The sequence below is a fragment of the Paenibacillus auburnensis genome (assembly GCF_927798115.1).
Taxonomy (GTDB): Bacteria; Bacillota; Bacilli; order Paenibacillales; family Paenibacillaceae; genus Paenibacillus_AQ; species Paenibacillus_AQ auburnensis.
The window spans coordinates 18,759-41,134 of record NZ_CAKMMG010000010.1 but is presented as its reverse complement, the minus strand read 5'-3'; the positions used below and the strand labels follow the sequence as shown (position 1 = coordinate 41,134).

The 22,376-nt window shown below is 53.1% G+C and carries 25 protein-coding genes; 17 read left to right on the top strand and 8 right to left on the bottom strand.

The features are described from left to right. Positions 1-60 precede the first annotated feature (60 nt). From L6H70_RS23980 to L6H70_RS23970, 3 genes are read left to right on the top strand one after another with little or no spacing between them, the layout of a single operon-like run. Complete coding sequence (locus L6H70_RS23980; protein ID WP_236336693.1) at positions 61-642, top strand: RNA polymerase sigma factor; 582 nt, start codon at positions 61-63, stop codon at positions 640-642. Then, the gene (locus L6H70_RS23975) at positions 635-1,441 is read left to right on the top strand and encodes an anti-sigma factor (RefSeq protein WP_236336692.1); all 807 of its coding nucleotides are present in this window, start codon (positions 635-637) and stop codon (positions 1,439-1,441) included. Before L6H70_RS23980 ends, L6H70_RS23975 begins: the two co-directional genes overlap by 8 nt. A gap of 36 nt (positions 1,442-1,477) precedes the next feature. Beyond that, entirely contained in the window at positions 1,478-2,605 is a 1,128-nt protein-coding gene (locus L6H70_RS23970) for an SGNH/GDSL hydrolase family protein (RefSeq protein WP_236336690.1), read from the top strand. A gap of 100 nt (positions 2,606-2,705) precedes the next feature. On the opposite strand, the gene L6H70_RS23965 is transcribed toward L6H70_RS23970, so the two are convergent. Then, positions 2,706-4,019 carry a sensor histidine kinase gene (locus tag L6H70_RS23965; protein ID WP_236336688.1) on the bottom strand — a complete coding sequence of 438 codons (1,314 nt, stop codon included), beginning with the start codon at positions 4,017-4,019 and terminating at the stop codon, positions 2,706-2,708. Beyond that, positions 4,019-4,696 carry a response regulator transcription factor gene (locus L6H70_RS23960; protein ID WP_054942503.1) on the bottom strand — a complete coding sequence of 226 codons (678 nt, stop codon included), beginning with the start codon at positions 4,694-4,696 and terminating at the stop codon, positions 4,019-4,021. Before L6H70_RS23960 ends, L6H70_RS23965 begins: the two co-directional genes overlap by 1 nt. A gap of 268 nt (positions 4,697-4,964) precedes the next feature. On the opposite strand from L6H70_RS23960, the gene L6H70_RS23955 reads away from it, so the two are divergent. From L6H70_RS23955 to L6H70_RS23930, 6 genes are read left to right on the top strand one after another with little or no spacing between them, the layout of a single operon-like run. After that, complete coding sequence (locus L6H70_RS23955) at positions 4,965-5,708, top strand: polyphosphate polymerase domain-containing protein (protein ID WP_236336851.1); 744 nt, start codon at positions 4,965-4,967, stop codon at positions 5,706-5,708. Further along, the gene (locus L6H70_RS23950; protein ID WP_236336687.1) at positions 5,701-6,384 is read left to right on the top strand and encodes a DUF4956 domain-containing protein; all 684 of its coding nucleotides are present in this window, start codon (positions 5,701-5,703) and stop codon (positions 6,382-6,384) included. The genes L6H70_RS23955 and L6H70_RS23950 overlap by 8 nt, the downstream gene beginning before the upstream one ends. A gap of 28 nt (positions 6,385-6,412) precedes the next feature. Continuing rightward, positions 6,413-8,569, top strand: coding sequence for a carbohydrate-binding domain-containing protein (locus tag L6H70_RS23945; RefSeq protein WP_236336686.1), 2,157 nt, complete (start codon positions 6,413-6,415; stop codon positions 8,567-8,569). 51 nt (positions 8,570-8,620) lie between these two features. Next, positions 8,621-8,905: a hypothetical protein gene (locus L6H70_RS23940; RefSeq protein WP_236336685.1), complete on the top strand. Its 285-nt coding sequence runs from the start codon at positions 8,621-8,623 to the stop codon at positions 8,903-8,905. A 24-nt stretch (positions 8,906-8,929) separates the two neighbouring features. Beyond that, on the top strand, positions 8,930-9,226 hold the full coding sequence (locus L6H70_RS23935; protein ID WP_206100472.1) for a transposase: 297 nt from the start codon (positions 8,930-8,932) through the stop codon (positions 9,224-9,226). Beyond that, entirely contained in the window at positions 9,133-10,095 is a 963-nt protein-coding gene (locus L6H70_RS23930) for an IS3 family transposase (protein WP_341482763.1), read from the top strand. Before L6H70_RS23935 ends, L6H70_RS23930 begins: the two co-directional genes overlap by 94 nt. Before the next feature lie 107 nt (positions 10,096-10,202). Here L6H70_RS23930 and L6H70_RS23925 read toward each other — a convergent pair whose 3' ends face one another. Further along, complete coding sequence (locus tag L6H70_RS23925) at positions 10,203-11,117, bottom strand: phosphatidate cytidylyltransferase (protein WP_236336684.1); 915 nt, start codon at positions 11,115-11,117, stop codon at positions 10,203-10,205. A 98-nt stretch (positions 11,118-11,215) separates the two neighbouring features. Between L6H70_RS23925 and L6H70_RS23920 the strand changes: the two genes are divergently transcribed. After that, complete coding sequence (locus L6H70_RS23920; RefSeq protein WP_206102492.1) at positions 11,216-11,758, top strand: hypothetical protein; 543 nt, start codon at positions 11,216-11,218, stop codon at positions 11,756-11,758. 5 nt (positions 11,759-11,763) lie between these two features. Next, a complete protein-coding gene (locus L6H70_RS23915; protein ID WP_236336848.1) occupies positions 11,764-12,237 on the top strand; it encodes a DinB family protein in 474 nt (157 codons plus the stop codon). A gap of 20 nt (positions 12,238-12,257) precedes the next feature. Here the strand turns inward: L6H70_RS23915 and L6H70_RS23910 are convergent, their stop codons facing one another. Both L6H70_RS23910 and L6H70_RS23905 read right to left on the bottom strand, forming a co-directional pair. Further along, positions 12,258-13,145, bottom strand: a complete 888-nt coding sequence (locus L6H70_RS23910) for a diacylglycerol/lipid kinase family protein (protein ID WP_236336683.1) — start codon at positions 13,143-13,145, stop codon at positions 12,258-12,260. A 27-nt stretch (positions 13,146-13,172) separates the two neighbouring features. Further along, positions 13,173-14,129 carry a catalase family peroxidase gene (locus tag L6H70_RS23905; RefSeq protein ID WP_236336682.1) on the bottom strand — a complete coding sequence of 319 codons (957 nt, stop codon included), beginning with the start codon at positions 14,127-14,129 and terminating at the stop codon, positions 13,173-13,175. A gap of 186 nt (positions 14,130-14,315) precedes the next feature. Between L6H70_RS23905 and L6H70_RS23900 the strand changes: the two genes are divergently transcribed. Then, positions 14,316-15,932, top strand: a complete 1,617-nt coding sequence (locus L6H70_RS23900; RefSeq protein WP_236336681.1) for an S-layer homology domain-containing protein — start codon at positions 14,316-14,318, stop codon at positions 15,930-15,932. Positions 15,933-16,040: 108 nt separating this feature from the next. On the opposite strand, the gene L6H70_RS23895 is transcribed toward L6H70_RS23900, so the two are convergent. Further along, on the bottom strand, positions 16,041-16,469 hold the full coding sequence (locus L6H70_RS23895; RefSeq protein ID WP_236336680.1) for a MarR family winged helix-turn-helix transcriptional regulator: 429 nt from the start codon (positions 16,467-16,469) through the stop codon (positions 16,041-16,043). 119 nt (positions 16,470-16,588) lie between these two features. Between L6H70_RS23895 and L6H70_RS23890 the strand changes: the two genes are divergently transcribed. Further along, a complete protein-coding gene (locus tag L6H70_RS23890; protein ID WP_236336678.1) occupies positions 16,589-17,176 on the top strand; it encodes an NAD(P)H-dependent oxidoreductase in 588 nt (195 codons plus the stop codon). Positions 17,177-17,186: 10 nt separating this feature from the next. Here L6H70_RS23890 and nudC read toward each other — a convergent pair whose 3' ends face one another. Beyond that, a complete protein-coding gene (gene nudC, locus L6H70_RS23885) occupies positions 17,187-18,029 on the bottom strand; it encodes an NAD(+) diphosphatase (RefSeq protein WP_236336676.1) in 843 nt (280 codons plus the stop codon). Between the two features lie 259 nt (positions 18,030-18,288). On the opposite strand from nudC, the gene L6H70_RS23880 reads away from it, so the two are divergent. Further along, positions 18,289-19,155, top strand: coding sequence for an SDR family oxidoreductase (locus L6H70_RS23880; RefSeq protein ID WP_236336673.1), 867 nt, complete (start codon positions 18,289-18,291; stop codon positions 19,153-19,155). A 117-nt stretch (positions 19,156-19,272) separates the two neighbouring features. Here the strand turns inward: L6H70_RS23880 and L6H70_RS23875 are convergent, their stop codons facing one another. Beyond that, positions 19,273-20,364 carry a UvrB/UvrC motif-containing protein gene (locus L6H70_RS23875; RefSeq protein ID WP_236336671.1) on the bottom strand — a complete coding sequence of 364 codons (1,092 nt, stop codon included), beginning with the start codon at positions 20,362-20,364 and terminating at the stop codon, positions 19,273-19,275. Positions 20,365-20,505: 141 nt separating this feature from the next. Here L6H70_RS23875 and L6H70_RS23870 point away from each other — a divergent pair, with 141 nt between their 5' ends. The 3 genes from L6H70_RS23870 (at position 20,506) to L6H70_RS23860 (ending at position 22,305) form a co-directional block, all read left to right on the top strand. Next, the gene (locus L6H70_RS23870) at positions 20,506-20,955 is read left to right on the top strand and encodes a YdeI/OmpD-associated family protein (protein WP_236336670.1); all 450 of its coding nucleotides are present in this window, start codon (positions 20,506-20,508) and stop codon (positions 20,953-20,955) included. 102 nt (positions 20,956-21,057) lie between these two features. Continuing rightward, entirely contained in the window at positions 21,058-21,150 is a 93-nt protein-coding gene (locus tag L6H70_RS23865; protein ID WP_236336669.1) for a MerR family transcriptional regulator, read from the top strand. 363 nt (positions 21,151-21,513) lie between these two features. Beyond that, positions 21,514-22,305 (top strand): class I SAM-dependent methyltransferase, encoded by a 792-nt coding sequence (locus L6H70_RS23860; protein ID WP_236336668.1) that lies wholly within the window; start codon positions 21,514-21,516, stop codon positions 22,303-22,305. Positions 22,306-22,376: the final 71 nt, after the last annotated feature.

The window sequence follows — 22,376 nt, the reverse complement described above, 5'->3', positions numbered from 1 at the left end:
TAGAGGCTCATGCGAAAAATCCATCTTAGAGGTTATGCAGGGGAAATGGGGGGCTTAGGATTGTACGATGTCGCTGACGACGGGCAGTTGATGGAGCTTATCAGGCAAAAAGACCCGGCTGCCCTAGAAATGCTCTACGACCGGTACGAAGGGATGATCTATAGCTTTGCGTACCGGATTGTGAAGGATTCGATGGCGGCCGAGGAAGTAATGCAGGAATTATTTATGCGTATATGGAAGAACGCGGAGCAGTATGACTCCGGCAGGGGCAAGCTTTCAACCTGGATGTTTACGGTTACACGGAATATTGCAATCGACCAGCTCCGAAAAAAGAACTCAGGAGTGCCGCAGCAGCCTGCCGGTTCTGAGGAATTGCAGGAGATCCGCGATACCGGAACCATGACCGAGGATATGGTCGAGCTGATGATGGTCGGGGAGCAGGTAAGAGAGGCTCTGCAGGAGCTGAGCAGGGACCAGCAGCAGGTAGTGGATCTGATCTATTACCAGGGTCTGACGCAGCAGGAGGTAGCCATTCGTGTTGCCGTGCCGCTGGGTACGGTCAAAAGCAGGGTCAGGCTGGCTATGAAGCAGCTGCAGAAGCGGTTAATCCACTGGGGAAGGAGGGATCATGTCCATGACTGAAGAGAGAAATGACTTATGCGAATGGGCTGAATTGTATGCGCTGGGCGCACTTCAGGATGATGAAATGGAGCGGTTCGAGGTTCATTTACAGGAATGTCCGGAATGTGAGAAACTGGTAAAGGAATACCGCCAGGTAATCGGCATGCTCCCTCTTGCCTCTGAGCCTGTTGCACCGCCGCTGGGGATGAAAAAGCGGATTATGTCTTCTGTATTCCAAGCAGATGCACCGGTTCAAGTAGAGCGTAAGCCTGTAACGGAGGCGCCTAAGGCACCTGTGGTGGAGCGGGAGATCACAGTGGAAGCTGCTGCACCAGCGGCCAGAAGATTGCCCGTGTGGCGCTATCTCAGCACTGGGCTCGCGGCAGCGGTTGTGGTGCTGCTCGTTTATACCGGCCAGCTGCGCGAGGATGTCGGCCGGCTGAAGCAGCAGGTAGCTGTCAGTACAGAGCCGCTGCAGGGCCTCAAGGTGAATGAGGCGGTGGCGCTCAGTCCGGCTGCCGCGGATATTGCGGCGAAAGGCCTGGCAACCATTATCGCAGACAAGAGCGGGACGCATCTCGTGGTCCAGGCTGAGCAGCTGCCGGAGCTTAAGGGTACAGAGGTCTATCAGGTCTGGCTGATCAAGGGCGACGTCCCGCAGAATGCGGGCACCTTCGTGTCACAGGCCGGCAACGGGGCGCTGTATTATACCTTTGAGCCGCAGGAATACGACACCGTGGCAATCACGCTGGAGCCGGATGGCGGCGGAGTAACCCCCAGAGGACAGATTGTGCTGGCGGCACCGATCAAGCAAGGATAAGTGCTCTTATAAGGGGAAATCCGGGAGGAACATGGGATGAAAGAAAACGGGAAGCTAAAGGAAGCGGCTTTATCCGAAGTTGCACATGTGAAGGTTCACGGCAGAACCACGGGGAGTCTTGCTCCCCTCACCCTGTTCTGGACAGGGAGCGCGGTTGAATTCAATGCCAAGGGCTCAGAGCTGTGGGTGGAGGTAGAGGCGGATTACGATGTCTATGAACCGTGGATCAGCATAGAGATTAACTCATTCCCTGTCAGCAGACAGATGTTAACGGCAGGCAGGTATTGGGTCTGTGTATTCAGAGGCATGAATGAAGAGGCGGTGAAGAATGTCCGAATTGTCAGAGAGCTGCAGGCCATGAGCGACGATCCGCGGTGCTGTCTGCAGATACACGCCGTCAGGTTCGACGGGGAGTTCCTGCCGGTTCCAGACCGGGCGCTCAAGCTTGAGTTCATCGGGGACAGCATCACCTCAGGTGAAGGCGTGGTCGGCGCGAAGGCGGAAGAAGACTGGATTCCGATGTGGTTCAGCGCAACCGGCAATTATACGGCCATGACTGCGGAAGCGCTAAAGGCGGATTACCGGGTGCTGTCCCAGAGCGGATGGGGCGTGCTGACAAGCTGGGATAATAATCCGAACCGCAATCTGCCGGATTATTACGGGCAGGTCTGCGGGGTTCTCGGCGGGGAACGGAACGAAGCGCTGGGAGCCTCTCAGGCGAATGACTTTGAAGCGTGGCAGCCGGATGCGGTGATTGTTAATCTGGGCACTAATGACGGTGGGGCTTTTAATTCCCCGGAATGGACTGATCCGGCCACCGGCCAAGTTTATAAACAGCGGTTGAACGACGACGGCACCTTCAACGCAGAGGATCTGCAGGCCTTCGAGGCCGCGGCGGAGTCATTCCTTGGGAAGCTCAGACAATATAACCCGGAGGCGCATATAGTGTGGGTGTATGGTATGCTGGGACTCCCGATGATGCCGGCTATCTACCGCGCAGTAAATAGCTACACGGCGAAATCAGGGGACCGGAAGGTCTCAGTCTTCCAGCTGCCCAATATTACAGAGGAAAGCGTAGGCGCAAGGAGCCATCCGGGAAGATTAGCCCACGAGCAGGCAGCCAGGGTGTTAAGCGCCTATCTGCAGGAAATTCTGCATAGTTGAATTTATAGAGCAAAAGAGCTGCCCGCTAAAGGGACAGCTCTTTTTTTCACTTTATATGGCTTATCGCTACAATTAAGCGTGTCTGCGGATTGCTGCGAGCCTATTGGGACAACTGCACATAGAACGTGGTGGATTCACCGGCCACACTTTTCGCGTAGATCTTGCCTTTATGCTGCTGCTCAACGATCGATTTGGCGATTGCGAGACCGAGGCCGTAGCCGCCTTGCTTGCGCGCCCGGGAGGTATCGGTCCGGTAGAACCGGTCGAAGATCCGGGTGAGATGCTCTGGAGCGATTCCCTCTCCGGTGTTGGTGACGGCCAACACTACATCGTTATACTGTCTGCGCAGAGACAGGGTCACCTCGCCTTTAGGCCCCGTATATTTCACGGCATTGTCCAGCAGAATCATAACAACCTGCTTAATCTGCTCACTGTTGCCTTGAACGGTCAGATTAGGCTCAATGTCATACTCCAGCGCGACATTCTTCTCGAAGATGACGGCTTCCATGGTCAGGATGATATTCTCAACCGCTTCGCTGATGTTGAAGGGAGCGTGAACCATGCCGGTGCGGGAATCATCCATTTCCGTCAAATAGAGCAGATCATTGGTCAGCTTTGCCATCCGCTCCGTCTCAGATTTGATGTAATGCAGCCACTTGGACTGGTTGAAAATCGTGTCTTCCTCATTGGCTAACAGCACATCGGTATTGGTATTGATGATGGCCAGAGGTGTTTTCAGCTCATGGGAGGCGTCGGCGATGAACTGCTTTTGCTTATCGAAGGCCTCCTTTACCGGCTTGATAGAACGGTTCGCAAAGTAGCGGCTGGTGAAATACAGGATAATGAGCATCACGACACCGACAAGAGAGAAAGTATAGATCAGGTTTGTAAGAATCTTCTGCCTGGCGGTAATGTCAAGGAATACGAGCTTATGCCCGTCAGTGGTCGGTTTGATCTCAAAGATCCATAGACTGCCGTCCAGCTCAAATTGTCCCCGGGTGGTATCCATGTCCACGGCTTCCTGCAGCGCCTGTGCATAAAATTCGTCATCCATGGTTAGCTGTGATGCAGGTGTCCCTATCTGGTTCCACTCGGCATCCGTTTCAATCATGAAGGAAATCAGACGCTCCGGCGGAGGATCGCCCATCTTGCCGAACGAACCGCCGTCCTGACGCTGCATTCCGTCGTCAATCCCGCCATCCGCGCCGCCATCAAATCCACCGGTAATCCCGCCGTGATGTTCCCCGTTGCCGGGCTTCTGGTACAATTCCACGCTCCGCTGCAGGTCCCTGTTGATATCATTATGAACATCGAAGTAGTTAATAACATAGATGGTAGCAAAGGCGACCAGCATCATTACGGAGATCGTCACCAGATTCACAATCAAGAAGCGGTTTCTAAGCTTTGTGAACATCAGGCATTCACCTCTAATACATAGCCTACATTCCGTATCGTGCTGATCCGTGTTCCCGAGCCGAGGAACGTCAGCTTTTTACGCAGAAAAGAGATGTACACCTCCACATTGTTATGCTCTGCTTCCGAATCGAACCCCCACAGCTTCTCGATAATCTGCTCCTTGGAGGTTACGGACTGCTTACGCAGAATCAGCAGCTCCAGCAGCTCGCTCTCCTTCAGGTTCAGCTTCATTTCCTTACCGCTTACTGTAAGCCGCAGATTGGTTGTATTCAGCTCCAGATCCCCGAACTTCAGCGCATCATCCGGCAGAATCTCGCCTTTACGCCGCAGCACTGCACGGATTCTCGCCAGCAGCTCCTCCGACGAAAAAGGCTTGGCAATATAGTCATCAGCCCCGTAGTCCAGCCCGGTCACCATATCGGTAATTTCTCCTTTTGCAGTCAGGAAGATGACAGGAGTGGCTACACCCTTGGTACGGAGTGCCCGCAGCAGGCTGATTCCATCCAGCTCCGGCATCATGATGTCGAGCAGCAGGAGATCATAGATCCCGCTCAGTGCGTAGTCCATGCCCGATCTGCCGTCATGCACCGCGTCGACCGAATAATTATGTTTTTTCAAGATTTGGGTTACGGCCTCGGCCAGATGCACCTCATCTTCGACGATTAATATTCTCATAGGTTTGTCATCCTCTATGTGCTTTGATGTGTACTGCTTAACTTCCGCTATTATATCAAGATTACCTTTAACCAACCTTAACCGCGGCAACAAAAGATAAAGCCTCTACTATATATCCGCGGTAGCCCAAAACACAATTGTTAAGCGAGTGTAAATGAATCAACGCAGTGTAAAAGCATTTAAGATTCATTAAAGGTTTAGCCGCTAAGATACATTCATAAGCAAGCGAGACACGCGAACGACTCCAATGAGAAAGGAACTGATCCCGATGGCTATCGAAGTATTCAACCGATATGAGAACAAATACTTGTTCGATACTACAGCCTACCACCAGCTCTATAATGAACTGCTCGAATATATGGAACCGGATGATTACAACAAACAGCATGAGTTTTATTCCATAACTAATCTGTACTACGATACACCGAGCAACACGCTGATCCGCAACAGCCTGTCCAAGCCGAAATACAAAGAGAAGCTCCGCCTCAGAGCATACGGTGTTCCGAACGAAGACTCTAAGGTCTACCTGGAAATCAAGAAAAAGGTATTCGGTCTCGTCAATAAAAGAAGAACCCCGCTCAGGCTGCATGAGGCTTATGATTTTGTCCGCACCGGCAACCCGCCGGAATATAAGGACTACATGAACAAGCAGGTAATTGAGGAAATCAAGTACTTCCTGAGCTGTTATGATCTTAAGCCGATGGTGTACCTCTCGTACGACCGTAAAGCGCTGTTCTGCAAAAATAACCGTGATCTCAGAATCACCTTTGATACGAATATCAGAAGCCGGCGGTACGATCTCAAGATGGAGCACGGCACGCATGGTGAGCTGCTGATGGAGCCGGGCCAATGGCTGATGGAAGTCAAAGCCGAGAAGACGATTCCGGTCTGGCTGTCCAAAATGCTCTCAGAGCATCAAATGTACCGCACCAGCTTCTCCAAATACGGCAATGAATATAAAAAAATGCTGAGAAACAGCAAAGTAGAAAGTGAGAGTGTACTCTATGCTTGATTCCATCTTCGCCGCCGTCTCTGATTCCACGGAGCTAACCTTTGGCAATGCAGTGCTGACTATTCTGATCTCCCTGGCTCTGGGGGCGCTCATCAGCCTGACTTATATGAAGACCAGTCCTGCCGGTTATACGCAGAGCTTCACCCTTACGATGGTGCTGCTGCCGGTCATTGTAGCCATCATCATTCTCTTAATCGGCAGCAACGTAGCGAGAGCCTTCAGTTTGGCCGGGGCGTTCTCGATTATCCGCTTCAGAAGCGCACCTGGCGATCCTAAAGATATCACCTTTGTACTGTTCACCATGGCTTCAGGCCTTGCCTGCGGCGTCGGCGCCTACGGTTACGCGGTCCTGTTCACCATTATTCTCTGCATTATCATGGTGATCCTGAACCGTACAGGCTTTGGCGTTCGAAAATCGATGCAGAAAACACTCAAGGTTACGATTCCTGAGAATCTGGGCTACGAAGAGGCTTTTGCCGAAGTATTTAACAAATTCAATGTCGCTTATGAGCTGAAAAAGATCCGGACTACCGAGCTTGGCAGCCTGTATGAACTGGTCTACTCCGTTACGCTTAACGAAACTACCAGCCAGAAGGAATTCCTCGATGCCATCCGTACCCGGAACGGCAATCTCGATCTGTCGCTGACCATGAGTCCTACTACTACGGAATACTAAAACGATGGAATGAAAGGATGGATCACATATGAATAAATTTATTATGGCAAGTAAGGCGGGGCTGATTCTGCTGCTGGCAGCGGTTATGTCCGCCTGCGGCACAAGCAATACTGCATCGACACCGGCTTCCACCGGTACAGCAGCTGTTACAACAGCGGCAGCCCAGAGCGGGACTACAGCAAATGTACAACTGGCAAATGTGAAGGCGGCCGACCTCGTGACCTTTGACGAAGAGGATACCGCAGTGGGCTGGAATGCTGATAGTGCAACAACGGTTGCGCTGAATGGAACCGCAGCTACGGTGACCGGTACCGGAGCAACAGCTTCCGGCGGCACCGTGGCGATCTCGGCCGGAGGGACTTATGTCCTGAGTGGAACGCTGAGTGACGGCCAGATTATCGTCGATGTTCAGGATGACAGCAGCGTTCATCTCGTGCTGAATGGAGTGGAGCTTGCGAACAATGACAGCGCACCGGTCTACGTTAAAGAAGCCGGCAAAGTGATTATGACGCTGGAGGCTGGCACAGAGAACACGGTAACAGACGGAGAAGTCTACGTATTTGCTGATGCCGCGGCCGAGGAGCCTGGCGCAGCAATCTTCAGTAAGGCAGATCTGACGATTAATGGAACGGGCACGCTGAAGGTTACCGGCAATTACAAAGACGGGATTTCAAGCAAAGACGATCTGAAAATTGTCTCCGGCACCATTGAAGTACAGGCTGCTGATGACGGAATGGTCGGCAAGGATCTGGTAGCTGTACAGGACGGAAATATTACCATCAAGGCAAAAGGCGACGGCATTAAGTCGACCAATGATGAAGAGGCAGACAAAGGCATCATCGCTATATCCGGAGGAACCTTTGATATTACAGCTGTAAACGATGGGATTCAAGGTGAGACTTCTCTTGTCATTGACGGCGGAACGTATAGTCTGGTGACAGGTGGAGGCAGTGCCAATGCTGAAGTGAAGACCAATGATGAAGGCGGCTTTGCCGGAATGGGCGAAGGCGGCGGAATGCGCGGTCAGGCTCCGGCATCCGGCGGCGGGGCGGATCAGGCTGCACCACCGGAAATGCCGGCAGCTGACGGAGTAGCAGGCGCTACGGCAGAAGCTGAGCCTGGAGCTGCACCTGCTGACAGTAGTGCGAAGGCATCTGCTGACACAACAACAGCAACAGAGACGGAATCGGCCAGTGCAAAAGGCCTGAAAGCCGGAAGCGACATCACAGTTAACGGCGGCAGCTTCACCCTGGACTCTGCAGATGATGCGCTGCACAGCAATAGCAACGTCTCCATCACAAATGGAGAATTCGAGATTAAGGCGGGCGATGATGGCGTGCATGCTGACAGCCTGACAGCCATTGCTGGTGGAACCATGAACATTACGAAGAGTTATGAAGGGATTGAAGGCGGCGATATTACCATCTCCGGAGGCGATACTCATGTAGTAGCATCCGACGATGGTGTTAACGTATCAGGAGGTAATGATGATAATGCCGCACAAACCACTGGCGGACAGGATCAGTTCAGCGGCTCCGGCAGCGGCCTGCTGATGATCAGCGGAGGTACATTAACAGTCGATTCCATAGGTGACGGACTGGATTCGAACGGATCGGTCGTCATGAGCGGAGGAACTGTAGTTGTCAATGGCCCTACCGCCGATAACAACGGCTCCTTGGATTACGATGGAACCTTCGAGATCACCGGCGGTTATCTGGTGGTAGCGGGGAGTGCGGGTATGCTTCAGGCTCCAACAGATACATCCAGCCAATACTCGGTTGCTATGACATTCACCGATTCGCAGGAGGCCGGACAGCTGGTGAACCTGCAGGACAGTGACGGCAACACGATTGCCACCTTTGCTCCGGCGAAGAGCTACCGGGCGGTTGTCATTAGCTCGCCGGATCTTAAGGAAGGCGGATCGTACACCCTCTCCACCGGCGGAACTTCAACAGGTACAGCAGTGGACGGCCTGTATGCAGACGGTGCTTATAGCGGCGGCACCAAGGTGGTATCCTTCGACATCTCCGATAGCGTAACCTGGTTGAATGAATCAGGCGTAACGACTGCCACACAAGGTATGGGCGGCGGCATGGGCGGAGGCCGGGGCGGCTTTGGGGGCGGAGCAAGACCTGACCGCGGAACAGCGGGAGGCACTCCGCCAGCCGGCGATGACGCACAATAATGAAGGAAGAACACAAGCTGGTGCGAAAATCGCCAGCTTGTTTGTTCTTGGTTGAGCGGACAACGGGGCGAAATGAACGGTATAAATACCGTTGAATCCGCCGAAAGCGGGCAACAGGGCGAAATGAACGGTATAAATACCGTTGAATCCGCCGAAAGCGGGCAACGGGACGAAATGAACGGTATAAATACCGTTGAATCCCCCGAAAGCGGACAACGTGACGAAATGAACGGTATAAATACCGTTGAATCTGCCGAAAGCGGGCAACGGGGCGAAATGAACGGTATAAATGCTGTTAGTCTTAAAAGTGGACACCCGTTAAAAGCCCAGAGATAATGAGATTAACGAGGAGGTGTCCACATGAGTGGAACACGAAAAAGCTACAACGACGAGTTTAAAAAGCAGACGGTAAAGTATATCCAAGAGCAGACCAAGACGGTGGCGGAACTGGCCCAAGAATTGGATATCCCTGCAAAAACCCTACATCAATGGCTGGGCAAATACCGGCAGTTTCAAAGCGAGCCTGTGTCCAGTCCGGAAAAGGTTAAAGAGCTCGAACGCCAATTGAAAGAACGAGATCGGCAACTGGCCGACTTGGCCGAGGAAATGGAAATTCTAAAAAAAGCAGTGCACATCTTCAGCAATCCAAAGAACTGAGATTTCAGTTTATCGAAGATCACCGCTCCCGGTATTCTGTGGAGAAGATGTGCAGCACCCTCGAGGTATCAAGGAGCGGCTATTACAAGTGGAGAATCGCAAAACCAAGCCTACAGGCAGCCCGGAAAGCTTTGCAGTGCCAGCGGATTACCTATTATTTTCACGATACAAAGGGCCGCTATGGCAGTCCCAAAATCACGATTCTCCTGCAGCGTGAAGGCCATGTAGTCAGCGAGCGCACCGTAGGGAAGTACATGAGAGAACTGGGTTTCCGCTCCTGTGTAGCAAAAAAGTTCCGCGTGAATACAACCGACTCCAACCACGACTTGCCTGTTACACCGAATCTACTAAACCAGCAATTTTTCAGCGAAAAACCGAATCAGACTTGGGTCGCAGACATCACTTATATTCCTTGCCGGGAAGGGCGGATGTATCTCGCCAGCGTACTTGACCTATGCACCCGGGAAATCGTAGGTTGGAGGCTGGGCGACCGTATGACCACCGATCTCGTTTTAGGTGCCCTGGATGACGCCTACAAGGCTAAATGCCCGAAGAAAGACCTCATACACCATTCGGACCGCGGATCACAGTATGCCTCTGCCGACTACCGTGAGCGCTTGGAAACATACCAAATGCGGGCCAGTATGAGCCGTAAAGGCAACTGTTACGACAATGCCTGTATTGAATCTTTTCATAGCCTGTTGAAAAAAGAGTTTGTGTACTGCACCCGATTTAAAACTAAGAAACAAGCCTATGATGAAATCTACCAGTACATTGAATTTTTCTATAACCGTAAACGAATCCACGGCGCCTTGGGCTACATATCTCCGGTCCAGTTCGCAGCAAAATTCAAGCGAAAAGCAGCTTAATTTTGTCTTTTGGTGTCCACTTTCTTGACGGAGGTCCAAAATACCGTTGAATTCGCCAAAGGCGGGCAACGGTAACCCAAGAAGGGCCCGCTGTCCACCGGTCGGGTTTACATGAAATCGAAAAAGTAACGGATCACGTGGAAGAAGATCGGCGAGGTATATGCCAGGCTGTCGACCCGGCTCAGATAGCTTTTTTGGAGTGCGGCGAACTTGTCGTCGTCACCGATCAGCAGGTCACGCTTCAGGACGGAGACGGTCAAGCTGCCGAAATAGCCGCTCAGGCTGATCAGCATCCCGGACAGCAGTCCGAACAGCGGAGTGAGTGGTGTCAGGTAGGGATAGATCAGATAGGACACGGCGGTCGTTGCCACAAATCCGCAGATAAAGCCTTCCCAGGTGAGATTCGGGTTGGCGGTCGGAACCACCTTGCGTTTGCCGAAATAGAGCGAGGCCAGATAGTGAACCACATCATTCAGCTGGGTGAGCACCACCAGAAACAGTACCAGTCCTGCTCCATATTCCGGGGTGGCAAACTGGAAATAGGCCAGATGGCTAAGCCCGAATACCATCAGCATCATCCCCCACTGGGTCGAGCTGACGCTGCGCAGAAATCCGAGAGTTCCTTTGTTAAGGAGCCGGGGGAGCGGCAGGAGCAGGAAGACATAGACCGGAATAAAGACGATAAACATCCCGTACCACTCGATATAAATCCAGTAGAACTGCAGCGGGATAGCCAGATAAGCCCACAGGAACAGCCTGCGGTCGGCCTTCCGCGTGCGGATCATAGAGAAGTATTCTTTTAGCGCGAAGAAGCAGAGCACCATCAGAGAGAGCAGGGAAACTACGGAATTGAAGAGAGTTGCCAGGCAGAAAATAAACAGCATGCCCCACCAGGTTTTGATGCGGAAGCCGATGCCTGTATAGTCCTTGTCCTTCTGAAGTCTGCTCACGGCCAGATAAATCAGATGGACGGCCGATAGGCCGGCAAAAATAAGGAGTAGCGTGAATAAGGAGCTGTTCACCAGCAATCACCAGCCTGTTGCAGGATAGGATTCCATTAAAGGAATCATATGTTATTATGGAGGAAAACTCCGAACATGATAAGGGGAAAATTTGTAAAATGACAGGTGATCAATCGGTCTTTATTTTGCTTACGAATACAGGCACACTGTTTACCCGGCTTATTCAGGGCTACACGAAGGCCCCGTATAACCATGCCTCAATCTCATTTACCCGTGATCTGTCAGAGATGTACAGCTTCGGGAGAAAGCATCCCAGCAATCCCCTGAACGGGGGCTTTGTGAAGGAGGACATTCAGACAGGCACCTACAGCAAATATCCGAATACGACCTGTGTCATCTACAAGCTTCAAGTCACGGAGCGTGAAGTGGAGAAAATGAAGCGGGTCCTGCATATTTTTATCCGCAGCCAGCAGAAGTACCTGTACAACATTCTCGGTGTAATCGGAATCGCGCTGAAAGAGCCGGTTGAATTCAGCAACTCTTACTTTTGCTCGCAATTCGTTGCGGAAATACTGGACCGTTCCGGAATTAAGTTGTGGAATAAGCTGCCTGCGCTCGTGACGCCGGATGATTTCCGCCAGAGCGGAAGGCTGGAATTAATCTATCAAGGGAAATTAAGTGAATATAAGCCGGAGGAGTGAGAACCATGGTTCATGCCAAAGAGGTGCTGGCCAATCAATTGCTCGCGGGTGCCAATGATCCCAGCTGGCACCTGCCGTTCATGCAGGCGGTTCAGGGGATTACGGAAGAGGAGGCCTTTTGGAAGCCGGGAGATGGCAGTAACAGTATTGCCGAGCTGACGCAGCATTTACGTTATTGGAATGAAACCTGGCAGATCCGGTATACCGAAGGCCGGGTGGATGCGGTGCCGCCGATCGGAGACAACAACGCCAGCTTTATCCTGCCGGAGAATTCCTCTTACAGTGAGTTGAGCACAGCTCTGCTGGAGGTGCTGCTGCGATGGCAGGCCATCCTTGCGGAAGACAGCCTGGAAGCACAGGTGATCGGCTTCCCTGAGCCGGCCCGGTGGTGGGAGGTCATCAGCAATGCAGCGACGCATAATGCTTATCATATCGGTCAGATTGTCTATATCCGCAAGCTGCGGAGACACTTAACCTGAATACTTGGCAAGCCGGAGGATCATGGCTCCGGTACGATGACCTCGATATAACGGGGAAGCAGGCTGAGCCGGATCGGCAGCGCCGGTCCTTCTTCACCGTCAACATTGGTCCGCATAATGTCAGACGATTCCACGGTTACACTGCGGGCCGTAAAGTAAATTACATCCTTATGATGATTAAGGTTGCCGAGCAGGAGGGAGAGGCTGACGGTCAGGGTGCTCAGGATCGTGAGGTCTTTGAGGATGAAGCAGTGGATCAGGCCGTCGTCAACAGCGGCACCGGGTGCCAGCCGTTCGAAGCCTCCGACCGAATTCGTTAAGGCGGCAATAAACAGCGGAGAGTCCCCTTCCCAGACCTCACCGTCATGGGTAATGCTCAGGTGATGAGCGGTATTGCCGGTCAGCTCCTTAATTCCCTCCTTGAAATAAGCCAGTGCTCCCAGCTTCGACTTATCCTCCGAAGATACAGAAGAGACCGATTCAGCAATAGCTCCGGCGGCCACCACATTGATGAATAAGCGGTCATTTAACCGGCCGGCATCCACTGCGCGGGTGCTTGAGGAGGCGAGCGCCTTAATCGCTTCCTCCGGAACAAGGGGAAGCCCGATAGCCCGGGCGAAATCATTAACCGTTCCAAGCGGGATAATCCCCAGCTTCGGGCGGTGCGGCTGGTCGCCCAGTCCGTTGATCACCTCGTGCAGTGTACCATCCCCGCCTATCGAAACCACCAGTTCATAGCCCTCTTCACATGCCGCGATGCAGAACGACGTCGCATCCCCCGCCTTTTGCGTCTCATTAACGGTAATTTCGTACCCCTGCGCACTCAGAATCTCTTCCACCATGGTGATATATGCAGGTCCCTCTTCTTTGCCGGAAGTAGGATTGATAATAATCATTGCTTGTTCCATCGGTAACCTCGTCCTCTCGTGCTCAGGTTAGTGTTCTTCACGCCGCCTGCGGAAGGATTCCCCGTAGGCGCTGTGGCGGAAATGAAGGATAGGATCCTCAGACAAGGCTATGCCGGCCGGAACTACGGCCGGGTCCATTAGCAGCCCGTCCGGCTCGTCTATAATTTCTGTAAGGTGCAGGTTCCCGATTTCAATCCGTCTCCGCTCGTCGGGCCAGGCATGGGTCGGATCATCGGTTGGGTCGTCCTCCTCACCGAAAATAACAGCGAGCTGAAACACGGGGGACTCATCCTGCAGGCGCAGCGCCAGCTCATCCTCCAGATAGTGGTCAGGCTGCTGTGAGGCGTCCTCCAGGGACAGGGCACGGACTCCGGTAACCGGGGTCCATTCGAATTTTACCGGCCGCTTGTTTCCCTCAGCATCTACCAAGAAATAAGTATGAATACAGTAATAACGAGATTCGGCATAGCTGGCCGGCGGCTGCAGCTTTTTGAGGGCCAGGAAGCTGGACTTACTCTCGGTGAAGTGGGCCGAAATCTCCTTGATCAGCTCCAGCGGACCGAGATTGCCTGCGCGAGCCCGGTGCACGAAACGAACGATGTCAACAAAGGATTCAGGGGTACGGGCGAAAAAAACCGGCAGCGTCACCCCGACCAAATTCGTAATGCTGCCATCCGGCAAGCTGAACTGCACGGCCATCCCTTTGGCCGGGGAGAGGAGATCAGCCAGTGCCGGATCGGTAGAGCTGCCGGAGAAACGGACAACCGCCTCAACCTCCTGTTCCTGAAGATGTGCGGCAGTAGTGAAAGGGACGGCAAGTCCGTTCGGGCGGAAGACGGCGCGGCAGCAAATCCCCTTGGCATGTGCACGGCGGTAGCCGGGATGGACGCCGGACAGATCCTCAATAGCATCTACCGCTTGCGAAGTGAGGCCGGAACCGCCCGCAGCAGCGGGAATTCCGCCAGGTGAACCGGAATCTTTCATAATGGAATGACCTCCTATAAGTTTTGCTCTATCCACATTCATAACCACGCGGGTTTTTAATTAAACCCCGGCTGCCACGAAATCTGCCACTATTCATTTTCCTTCCAGTATTTTTGCGATGATAATAGACTCTGTCTCTGGTATACTTTCGGCAAATTGAACACCGAAGGAGGCTTCTTTAATATCATGAAGAGTATGGTGGGAAGATTAGCAGCCGGTGCAGCCGCCGTCTTGTGCGCAGCCGGGCTGTTTATTCCGTATGGCCAGTCTGCCTCCGCTGAGGATACGCTGCCTTTTGACGATATAGCAGCCAGCTATGCCAAGAATGAGATCATAGACTTGTATAACCGGAAGATATTAACCGGCATCTCGGAGACCAGCTTCTCGCCGGAGGGTAAGGTGACGAGAGCGGAGTTCATTACTATGCTCGGCCGGCTGCTGAAGCTTGAGCCTGTGGCAAGTCCAGTCTCTCCCTATACAGATACCGGGAAGGGCGCATGGTATTACGGCTGGATACAGGCAGCGGTTCAGCTGGGCCTGGTGGGCGGTACCTCGGCTTCCACCTTTGCACCGGCGAAGCCGGTAACGCGCCAGGAAGCTGCCGTCTGGTTAACCAAAGCGTTCAAACAAACGGGGACAGCGGGCGGGGCAACGGTGTTTACCGACACAAGCACCATCGCTGCCTGGGCAGACAGTGCCGTGGAAGCTGTAAACCGCTTAGGCTTGATGAAAGGCGACGAAACAGGCGCTTTCCGCCCGGCCGCCCCGATGACAAGGCAGGAAACGGCGGTGCTTCTGTACCGGGTGCTTCAGCAAGAAAAATGGACTACAGAGCTGGCAGGTGCGAAGGACCCGCACATTGTGCTGGGATGGCAGTATGGCCAGACGGCCGCGGAGTATGAGGGTAATATTCTGCAGTCGAATGTGAATACCTTATCTCCGCGCTGGTATTTTGTAGGGAGTACGGGTGTAGTCCCGGATTCAACGGTGGCTTCACTGGTAACCTGGGCGAAGAAGAACGGCAAGCAGGTGTGGCCGCTGGTCGGTAACCGGTTTGATCAGGCGGCGACACATCAAATGCTGTCCAGTGCAGCAGCGAGGAATACGGCGGTTAATCAACTGGCGGGATTAGTCAGTACATACGGCCTGGATGGGCTGAATATTGATTTTGAGAATGTGGCAGCGGTAGACCGGGCTTCGCTGACCGCCTTCATTACACAGCTGGCCGGGAGGCTGCATGCGCTCGGCGCAGTACTGTCGATGGATGTGTCGCCCGATCTCGGGACAGACTGGACGGAGGCTTTTGATTATGCGGCACTTGGCAGGCAGGCTGATTATCTGGTGATGATGGGATATGACGAGCACTACAGCGGGAGTATGAGTCCCGGCTCTAACGCTTCACTGCCCTATGTTCAGCACGCGGTAAGCACACTGCTGAAATCGGTATCTGCCGAAAAGGTGATTTTGGCAATGCCCCTATACACCCGTGACTGGACGCTCAAGCAGAACGGCATCACTGCATCGTCCGCTGAACTTTCGCTTACCCAGCAGAACCAGCTCTTGAGCAGCTATTCCCTGCACCCTGTATGGAACAGCACACTGGGGCAATATGTGGCCAGCTATACCAAGCAGTCACTGAAGCATACCCTCTGGCTGGAGGACGGACGGTCCCTTACGGCAAAATACAATCTGGCAGTGAAGCACAAGCTGGCGGGAATTGCCTACTGGCATATAGGCGGGGAGAGTCCTGATATTTGGACCAGCATAAGCAATGCGGAGAAATTCGCCGGCTATTCCTTCTAAAAAAGAATCGTATACTGCACTTATAATGGCGCCCGTGTATGGGCGCCTTTTCATTTGCTCATTGCATCTGCTAAGCAGCTTGGCTTATTGGGGAGAGTAGGGCAGCGCTCAATAAAATACTTTTTCCTGCAGCAGATCAAGCGCCCGAATGATCTCCTGGCGTTCGGCTTCACTCAGATGTCCGGTGCGCTCGGCGAACCGGATCCCGATGTGCCGGAACGCTTCGTTCATCATGTGCTCGCCTGCTGCGGACAGCGTGATGCCCTGCTTGCGCCGGTCCCCGGGATCGGTGACCCGCTCACACAGCTGCTTCTCCGTTAATTTCTTCAGCTCGCGGCTAGTATTAGGCATAGACATATGCATGCAATCGCTGATTTCGCTCAGTGTCACCGGCTGGCTTACCGCAATATATTCGAGAATTTTATATTGCAAAGGCGTTAGCGCCTCGGATTTCACATCTTTGGATATTTCACTGGTTATTTGATGGACGGCGGTGGTGAAGGTCACGAATTTCTGAAATAAAGTATTGTTGTCCATAGGATCACCTCTAGAGGACACCATAGCAAAATAATTATCAAAAAACAATTATCATTTGACAACTAAATTACAGGTGTGCTACCCTTTGGTTATCAAATGATAAGTAAAGGGGTGCCGACATGAACACACTGGTTATCTATACTCATCCGAATCATCAGAGCCTCAGCTATGCTTTTTTACAGGAAGTGCTGCGGGGCAGCCGGGAAAATGCTGAAGTAACAGAAATTAAAGTACTGGATTTATATGAGGAGGGCTTTGATCCGGTGCTGGTGTTTAATGAACAGAAACGCCGCAGAGATATGCACAGCGATCCGAGGCTGGCCGTTTACAGGGAGCAGCTGATCTGGGCCGACCGGATTGTACTGGTCTATCCGATCTGGTGGGGCCGGCCTCCAGCGATGCTCATGGGGTATATTGATCAGATGTTTGCTTCAGGCTTCGCTTACAGGGATAAGGGCGGGATGCTGCCGGAGGGGCTGCTGAAGGGGAAGTCTGTAGTGTGCATCTCTGTCATGAAGGGACCGGCGCATTATCCGCTGCTGTGGCTGGGTAATGCGCACAAGATCCTGATGCGTAAAGCATTGTTCAACTATGTCGGAATCCGCAAGGTGAAATTTTTTGAGTTCGGCAGCATGGAGAGTCCGCGCGGCAAGCATGAACGCAAGCTTCAGCAGGTATACCGCTATTTCAAGACGGTAAGGGGATAGGAGCAGCCGGTCAGCTGTATTGCTCCACGTACCAGTCTATGATTTTGCGGGCTATACTGACATGTGGCGGAATATTCGGCAGACTGTACGGGGTGAACCAGGCGGCATGGTCCAGCTCTACCCCGTCTACGGTAATTTCTCCACTCTCGTATTCGGCCAGGAAGCCGACCATTAGCGAGTGGGGGAAGGGCCATTGCTGGCTGCCGAAATATTGGATGTTCTTGACCTTGATGCCCACTTCCTCGCTGATTTCACGCTGCACGCAGTCCTCCAGCGTCTCGCCCGGCTCGACGAAGCCGGCAATCAGCCCGTACATATTATTCTGGAAATGCGGTGCATGAGCGAGCAGAATCTGGCCATCCTTCAGGATCGCGGTGATCACCGCCGGTGCGATCCGCGGATAACTGACCTGTCCGCATGCCGGGCAGACCCGGGCATGCTCTGCTCCGGAGAGGACGGTTGCTGTGCCGCACTTGCCACAGAATTGATGGGTCTCATCCCAGGCCAGCAGCTGCAGGGCCCTTCCCGCCAGATGGAATACATCCTCATCGAGCACATCATACAAGGTGCGCAGAGGATGGAAGGCCATACCGGCAGGTTCAGGCATATCTGACGGAACCTCTCCCGCGAAGCAGGGTGTGCCGGCGAACAGGCCAAGATAAAGTGTCCGGATAGGGGCGGCCGCAAGCAGCTCCGGCGATTCCAGCTGCGGGATATCTGCTTGTCCGGGAGTTTCCGTTACCAGCAGCTTGCCGGAATGGGTGATGAGCCAATAGGCAGATCCGCTGTATTCCGGGTCTGGATTAACGGACGGAAGATAACGCTGATAAACAGAAGCTCTTGGTTTAGACATAATACAGAACCTTTCTGAGTAACGATAATGGTATTCTTATGCTGTTAAGAATAGCACTATGCGGGAAGGCTAACAAATAAATGGACTGACGGCGGGCTCCCCGGGCTATGGGCGGGGCCGTTTTTTACGTCACGAAAAACAAAGGATTTGACAACCGGCTAACTTGTAACTACAATAGTTACAGGAAGCGCGAATCCTTGAATACAACACGAAATACACAGCAACACAAATAAATAGTTCTTAAATGGAGGAAATTGAGATGAAGATCGGATTAACAGGTGCAACCGGACATTTTGGTTCTATCGTGGCAGAAGCTTTGCTGAAATCTGTGCCAGCAGGCAGTCTTGTGGCCAGTGTAAGAAACCCGGAGAAGGCAGATAGCCTGCGGGCCCGCGGTGTTGACGTCCGCCACGGCGATTTCGATCAGCCGGAGACTTTGGATGCGGCGTTTGCCGGTGTGGAGCGGCTGCTGATTGTCTCGGCAGACGGCGACAATGATACACGTATCCGCCAGCATAAGGCGGCTGTAGACGCTGCAGTACGTGCAGGCGTAGGCTTCATCGTCTATACCAGCGTTGGGCATGCCGATTCCAGCTCGTTGTTCCTTGCTCCGGTACACCGTGCTACCGAACAGTTCATTCGGGAATCCGGCATTCCGTACTCCTTCCTGCGCAACAACTGGTATTTGGAGAATGAGGCCGGCTCGATTCAAGCTGCTGCAGCTGGAGCGCCTTGGCTGACATCCGCCGGAGAAGGCAAGGTTGGCTGGGCAACCCGCCGTGATTATGCAGAGGCTGCGGCCGCTGTTCTCGCCGGTGAAGGCCATCAGAATTCGGTCTACGAATTATCCGGCAAACCGGCTACCCAAGGGGAACTGGCGTCGGTTGTCGGCAGCGTGCTCGGCAAGGAAGTACCCGTGCAGCAGGTGGATGATGCTACATATTCCAGTGTGATGGCTGGCGCGGGTGTACCGGAAGCGGCACTGCCGATCGTAGTAGCCATCCAGGCAGCAATCCGTGAAGGGGCACTAAACATCGAGAGCAGCGATCTGGAGAAGTTGCTGCAGCGTCCGCTTACGCCGCTTAGTGAGGGTGTAAGTGCAATCCTGAACGGGGCTAAGGCGTAATAAACCTTAGCCATACATCTATAAAAAGCGGCCAGAGCCGGATATATCCGTCCAGCTCGGCCGCAACACGAAAGAGGCTGCACTCAGGGTCGTTGACCGGAGGGCAGCCTCTTTTTTCTATTGATCAAAATAATCTTCCAGAAGCCTGTGAACAGCTTCCTCCAGTAAGGGCTCAGGCTTCCCGCCAAGCCATTCCTGCGGAACTATCAGATAGCTGCCGGAGCTGCTCTTCAGATAGCTATAGATGATCTGGGCTTCATCAATGGTATGGCGGCTGATCTCTTCGGCCAGCTCAGAGGCTGCAGTAGCGAAATGCGCGGTGACTGCCGCCAGTACCGTGCGGTGCAGCTGTTTCATATCCGGCTGGCTTATATCCAGCTTGGTTCGGAAAAGAATCCTTGCGCCTTTGATCAGGATCAGCTTAAGGGTATGCTCGTCCACCGGCTCCAGCACCGCGATGTTTTTGTTCTCCCCGGTGAACCGGGAGACCTGCTCCTTCTGGAGCAGCGCTTGGACTGCTCCTGCATAATCGCGGTATTTGGCAGCCGCCTCGAAATCAAACCGCTCCGCAGCCTCGCCCATACGTTGTTCCAGGTCGTTCAGTATCCCCCTGTCACTTCCGTCCAGAAGAGCGATGATCCGGTCCATAATTATATTATAGGTATCCAGTGCTTCGCCGCCGCCGCACATTCCGATACAGAGGCCAAGCGAGTGGTTGAGGCAGAGCGAATGCCCGGTGTGGGGGCTGCTGCAGAGAATCCGCTGGCTTTCTTTGATCCCCTGTACCGCCCGCTCGACAGTGCTTCTGCTCGTATAGGGACCGAAATGCAGCTGCTGTCCGGGAGGGCCGGGATCATAGCCCACTTCAATCTGGCGTCGCCCGGTCCTGTCCGCGCGGATGGAGATGTAGCTGTAGGCCAGCGGATTCTTCATTTTTTTATTGTACATTGGTTTGATTTCTTTGATGAGCTGGCATTCCAGCATGAAGGCTTCAAATTCCGTATCGGTCAGCCTGTACTCAAGGTCTCTGATATTGCGGACGAGCTGAACTACCTTCGGGGAGTGGCCTTTGTTATTGTAAAAATAAGACTGAACCCGTTTCCGCAGCTGCTTCGCCTTGCCGACATAAATGATGTGGCCGAGGCTGTCCTTCATCAGATAGACACCCGGCGTTAAGGGGAGGCTTTGCACTTTTTCGGCTAGATTCATAGGGAGTCACCTCCGCGCATAGCGTTTATTGATATATTTAAGTATATACGAGAGCTGCACCTACAAGCGACTGGAAAAGTACAAGGCTTCGCTCTACAATGGGAGTATTAATAGAGTGGCATTCTGACAGGGGGTAGACCGATGAAATTCCGGACAACTGTAATACTTGGCGGCAAGACGGCAACGGGGATACCGGTTCCGGCAGAGGTTGTGGCCAGCCTGGGCACAAGCAAGAAGCCGGCGGTCAAGGTTACAATTGGCGGCTATACATATCCCAGCACGGTGGCTGTTATGGGCGGGCAGTTTCTCATTCCGCTTAGTGCGGAGCACCGCAAAGGCGCCGGCGTCAGCGCCGGAGAGGAGATTGAGGTAGAGCTTGAACTCGATAACGAGCCCAGGGAAGTAGCAGTGCCGCCTGATTTTGCGGAGGCGCTTGACCGGGAACCGGCGGCCCGGAGTTTTTTTGACGGGTTATCCTACAGCAATAAGCGGAGGTTTGTGCTGTCCATTGAAGAGGCTAAGACTGCCGAAACGCGGCAGCGGCGCATCAGCAAGGCAGTCCTTAATCTGAGCGAGGGACGCTCCCAATAGGAGCGTTCTCCGTGTGATAAAGACCACAAAAGCCCCTGCCGGAACCCCGTATCATTATGGATATGAAATACATGAGTTTCGCCAGAGCTGGGGGGCTTTTATATGAAATATTCTATCGGGGAGTTCGCATCGATTCTTGGAATCACAGCGTATACACTGCGGCTGTATGAAAGCATGATATTGTCAGGCCGGTGAAGGATCATCATAACAATTATCGTTACTTCGATGATTTGGATGCCGGGAATCCAGATCCTGAACGACAAGCGGGTGCTTTGGCACAATAACGTTTTACGCTTTGGTTAGAAGCAGGAAGGAAGGAGGAGCCGTCAGGCTTCCTCTTTCCTCTGTCGCCATGCTACTATGTAAAGGTATTTCATCTATTCCGAAAGTGAGGCTGATACTTATGGTGATGGCGCGAGGTAACTGCCCGGTGCAGCCAGACTAATCTGATAACAGGATAGTGCCGGGCGTTTTGAAATAAACAGGTTATCAGGTGAAGATCTCAGCTGCACCTTTCCGCAGAGCGTACAATCATACACATGCGAGAGGGGTATAGTTATGGGAACGGACAATTTAAGAAGACACGGTACAGGAAGCAGCGAATGGAAGCAAAGCTGGCTGCAGGAGGAACGGCGTTCCTTCAAGGGATGGGATTTCTCCTCGCTATCCGGGCGGATGGAGGACGACGGTCTGCCGTGGGATTATGAAGCAGCAGTTAGAACATATATGAATAAGAATAAGGGTGCCCTGCTCGATATGGGAACAGGTGGAGGAGAGTTTCTCTTGTCGCTCTCGCCCCCGCCGGGGCGGACGTACGCTACAGAGGCGTATCCGCCCAATGTGGAGCTCTGCAGGGAGCTGTTCCCGCCGCATGGAATCGAGCTGAGACAGGTGTTTAGCGATGATTCCCTTCCGTTTGAAGACATCAGCATGGATCTGATCATAAACCGGCACGAGGCATTCTCCATTCGGGAGGTAAAGCGGATATTGAAGCCTGGAGGGGTCTTTGTTACCCAGCAGGTGGGCGGACGGAACAACCGGGCCTTATCGGAGTTTCTGCTCGGGGGCGAAGCCGCACCAGTCGATGAAGCCTTCAACGTGGAGCAGGTCAGCGATGAGCTGCGGAGCAGCGGCTTTACGATTGTTCAGGCCGGTGAAGCCTTTCCCTTGCTGAAGTTCAGGGATATAGGGGCACTGGTGTACTTTGCAAAGATTATTGAATGGGAGTTCCCCGGCTTCTCGGTGGAGAAGTGTTATGACCGGCTGTGCCTGCTGCAGGAGCAGCTTGCCCAACCAGGTTATATCGGGAGTATGGAGCACAGGTTTTTTATCATCGCTATAAAAGCTTAACTAGAGTTGCCACTCCGGCTTGCCGGGGTGGTTTTTGCTGTCTGCTGCTCCAGCCAATACCGCTTTTCATG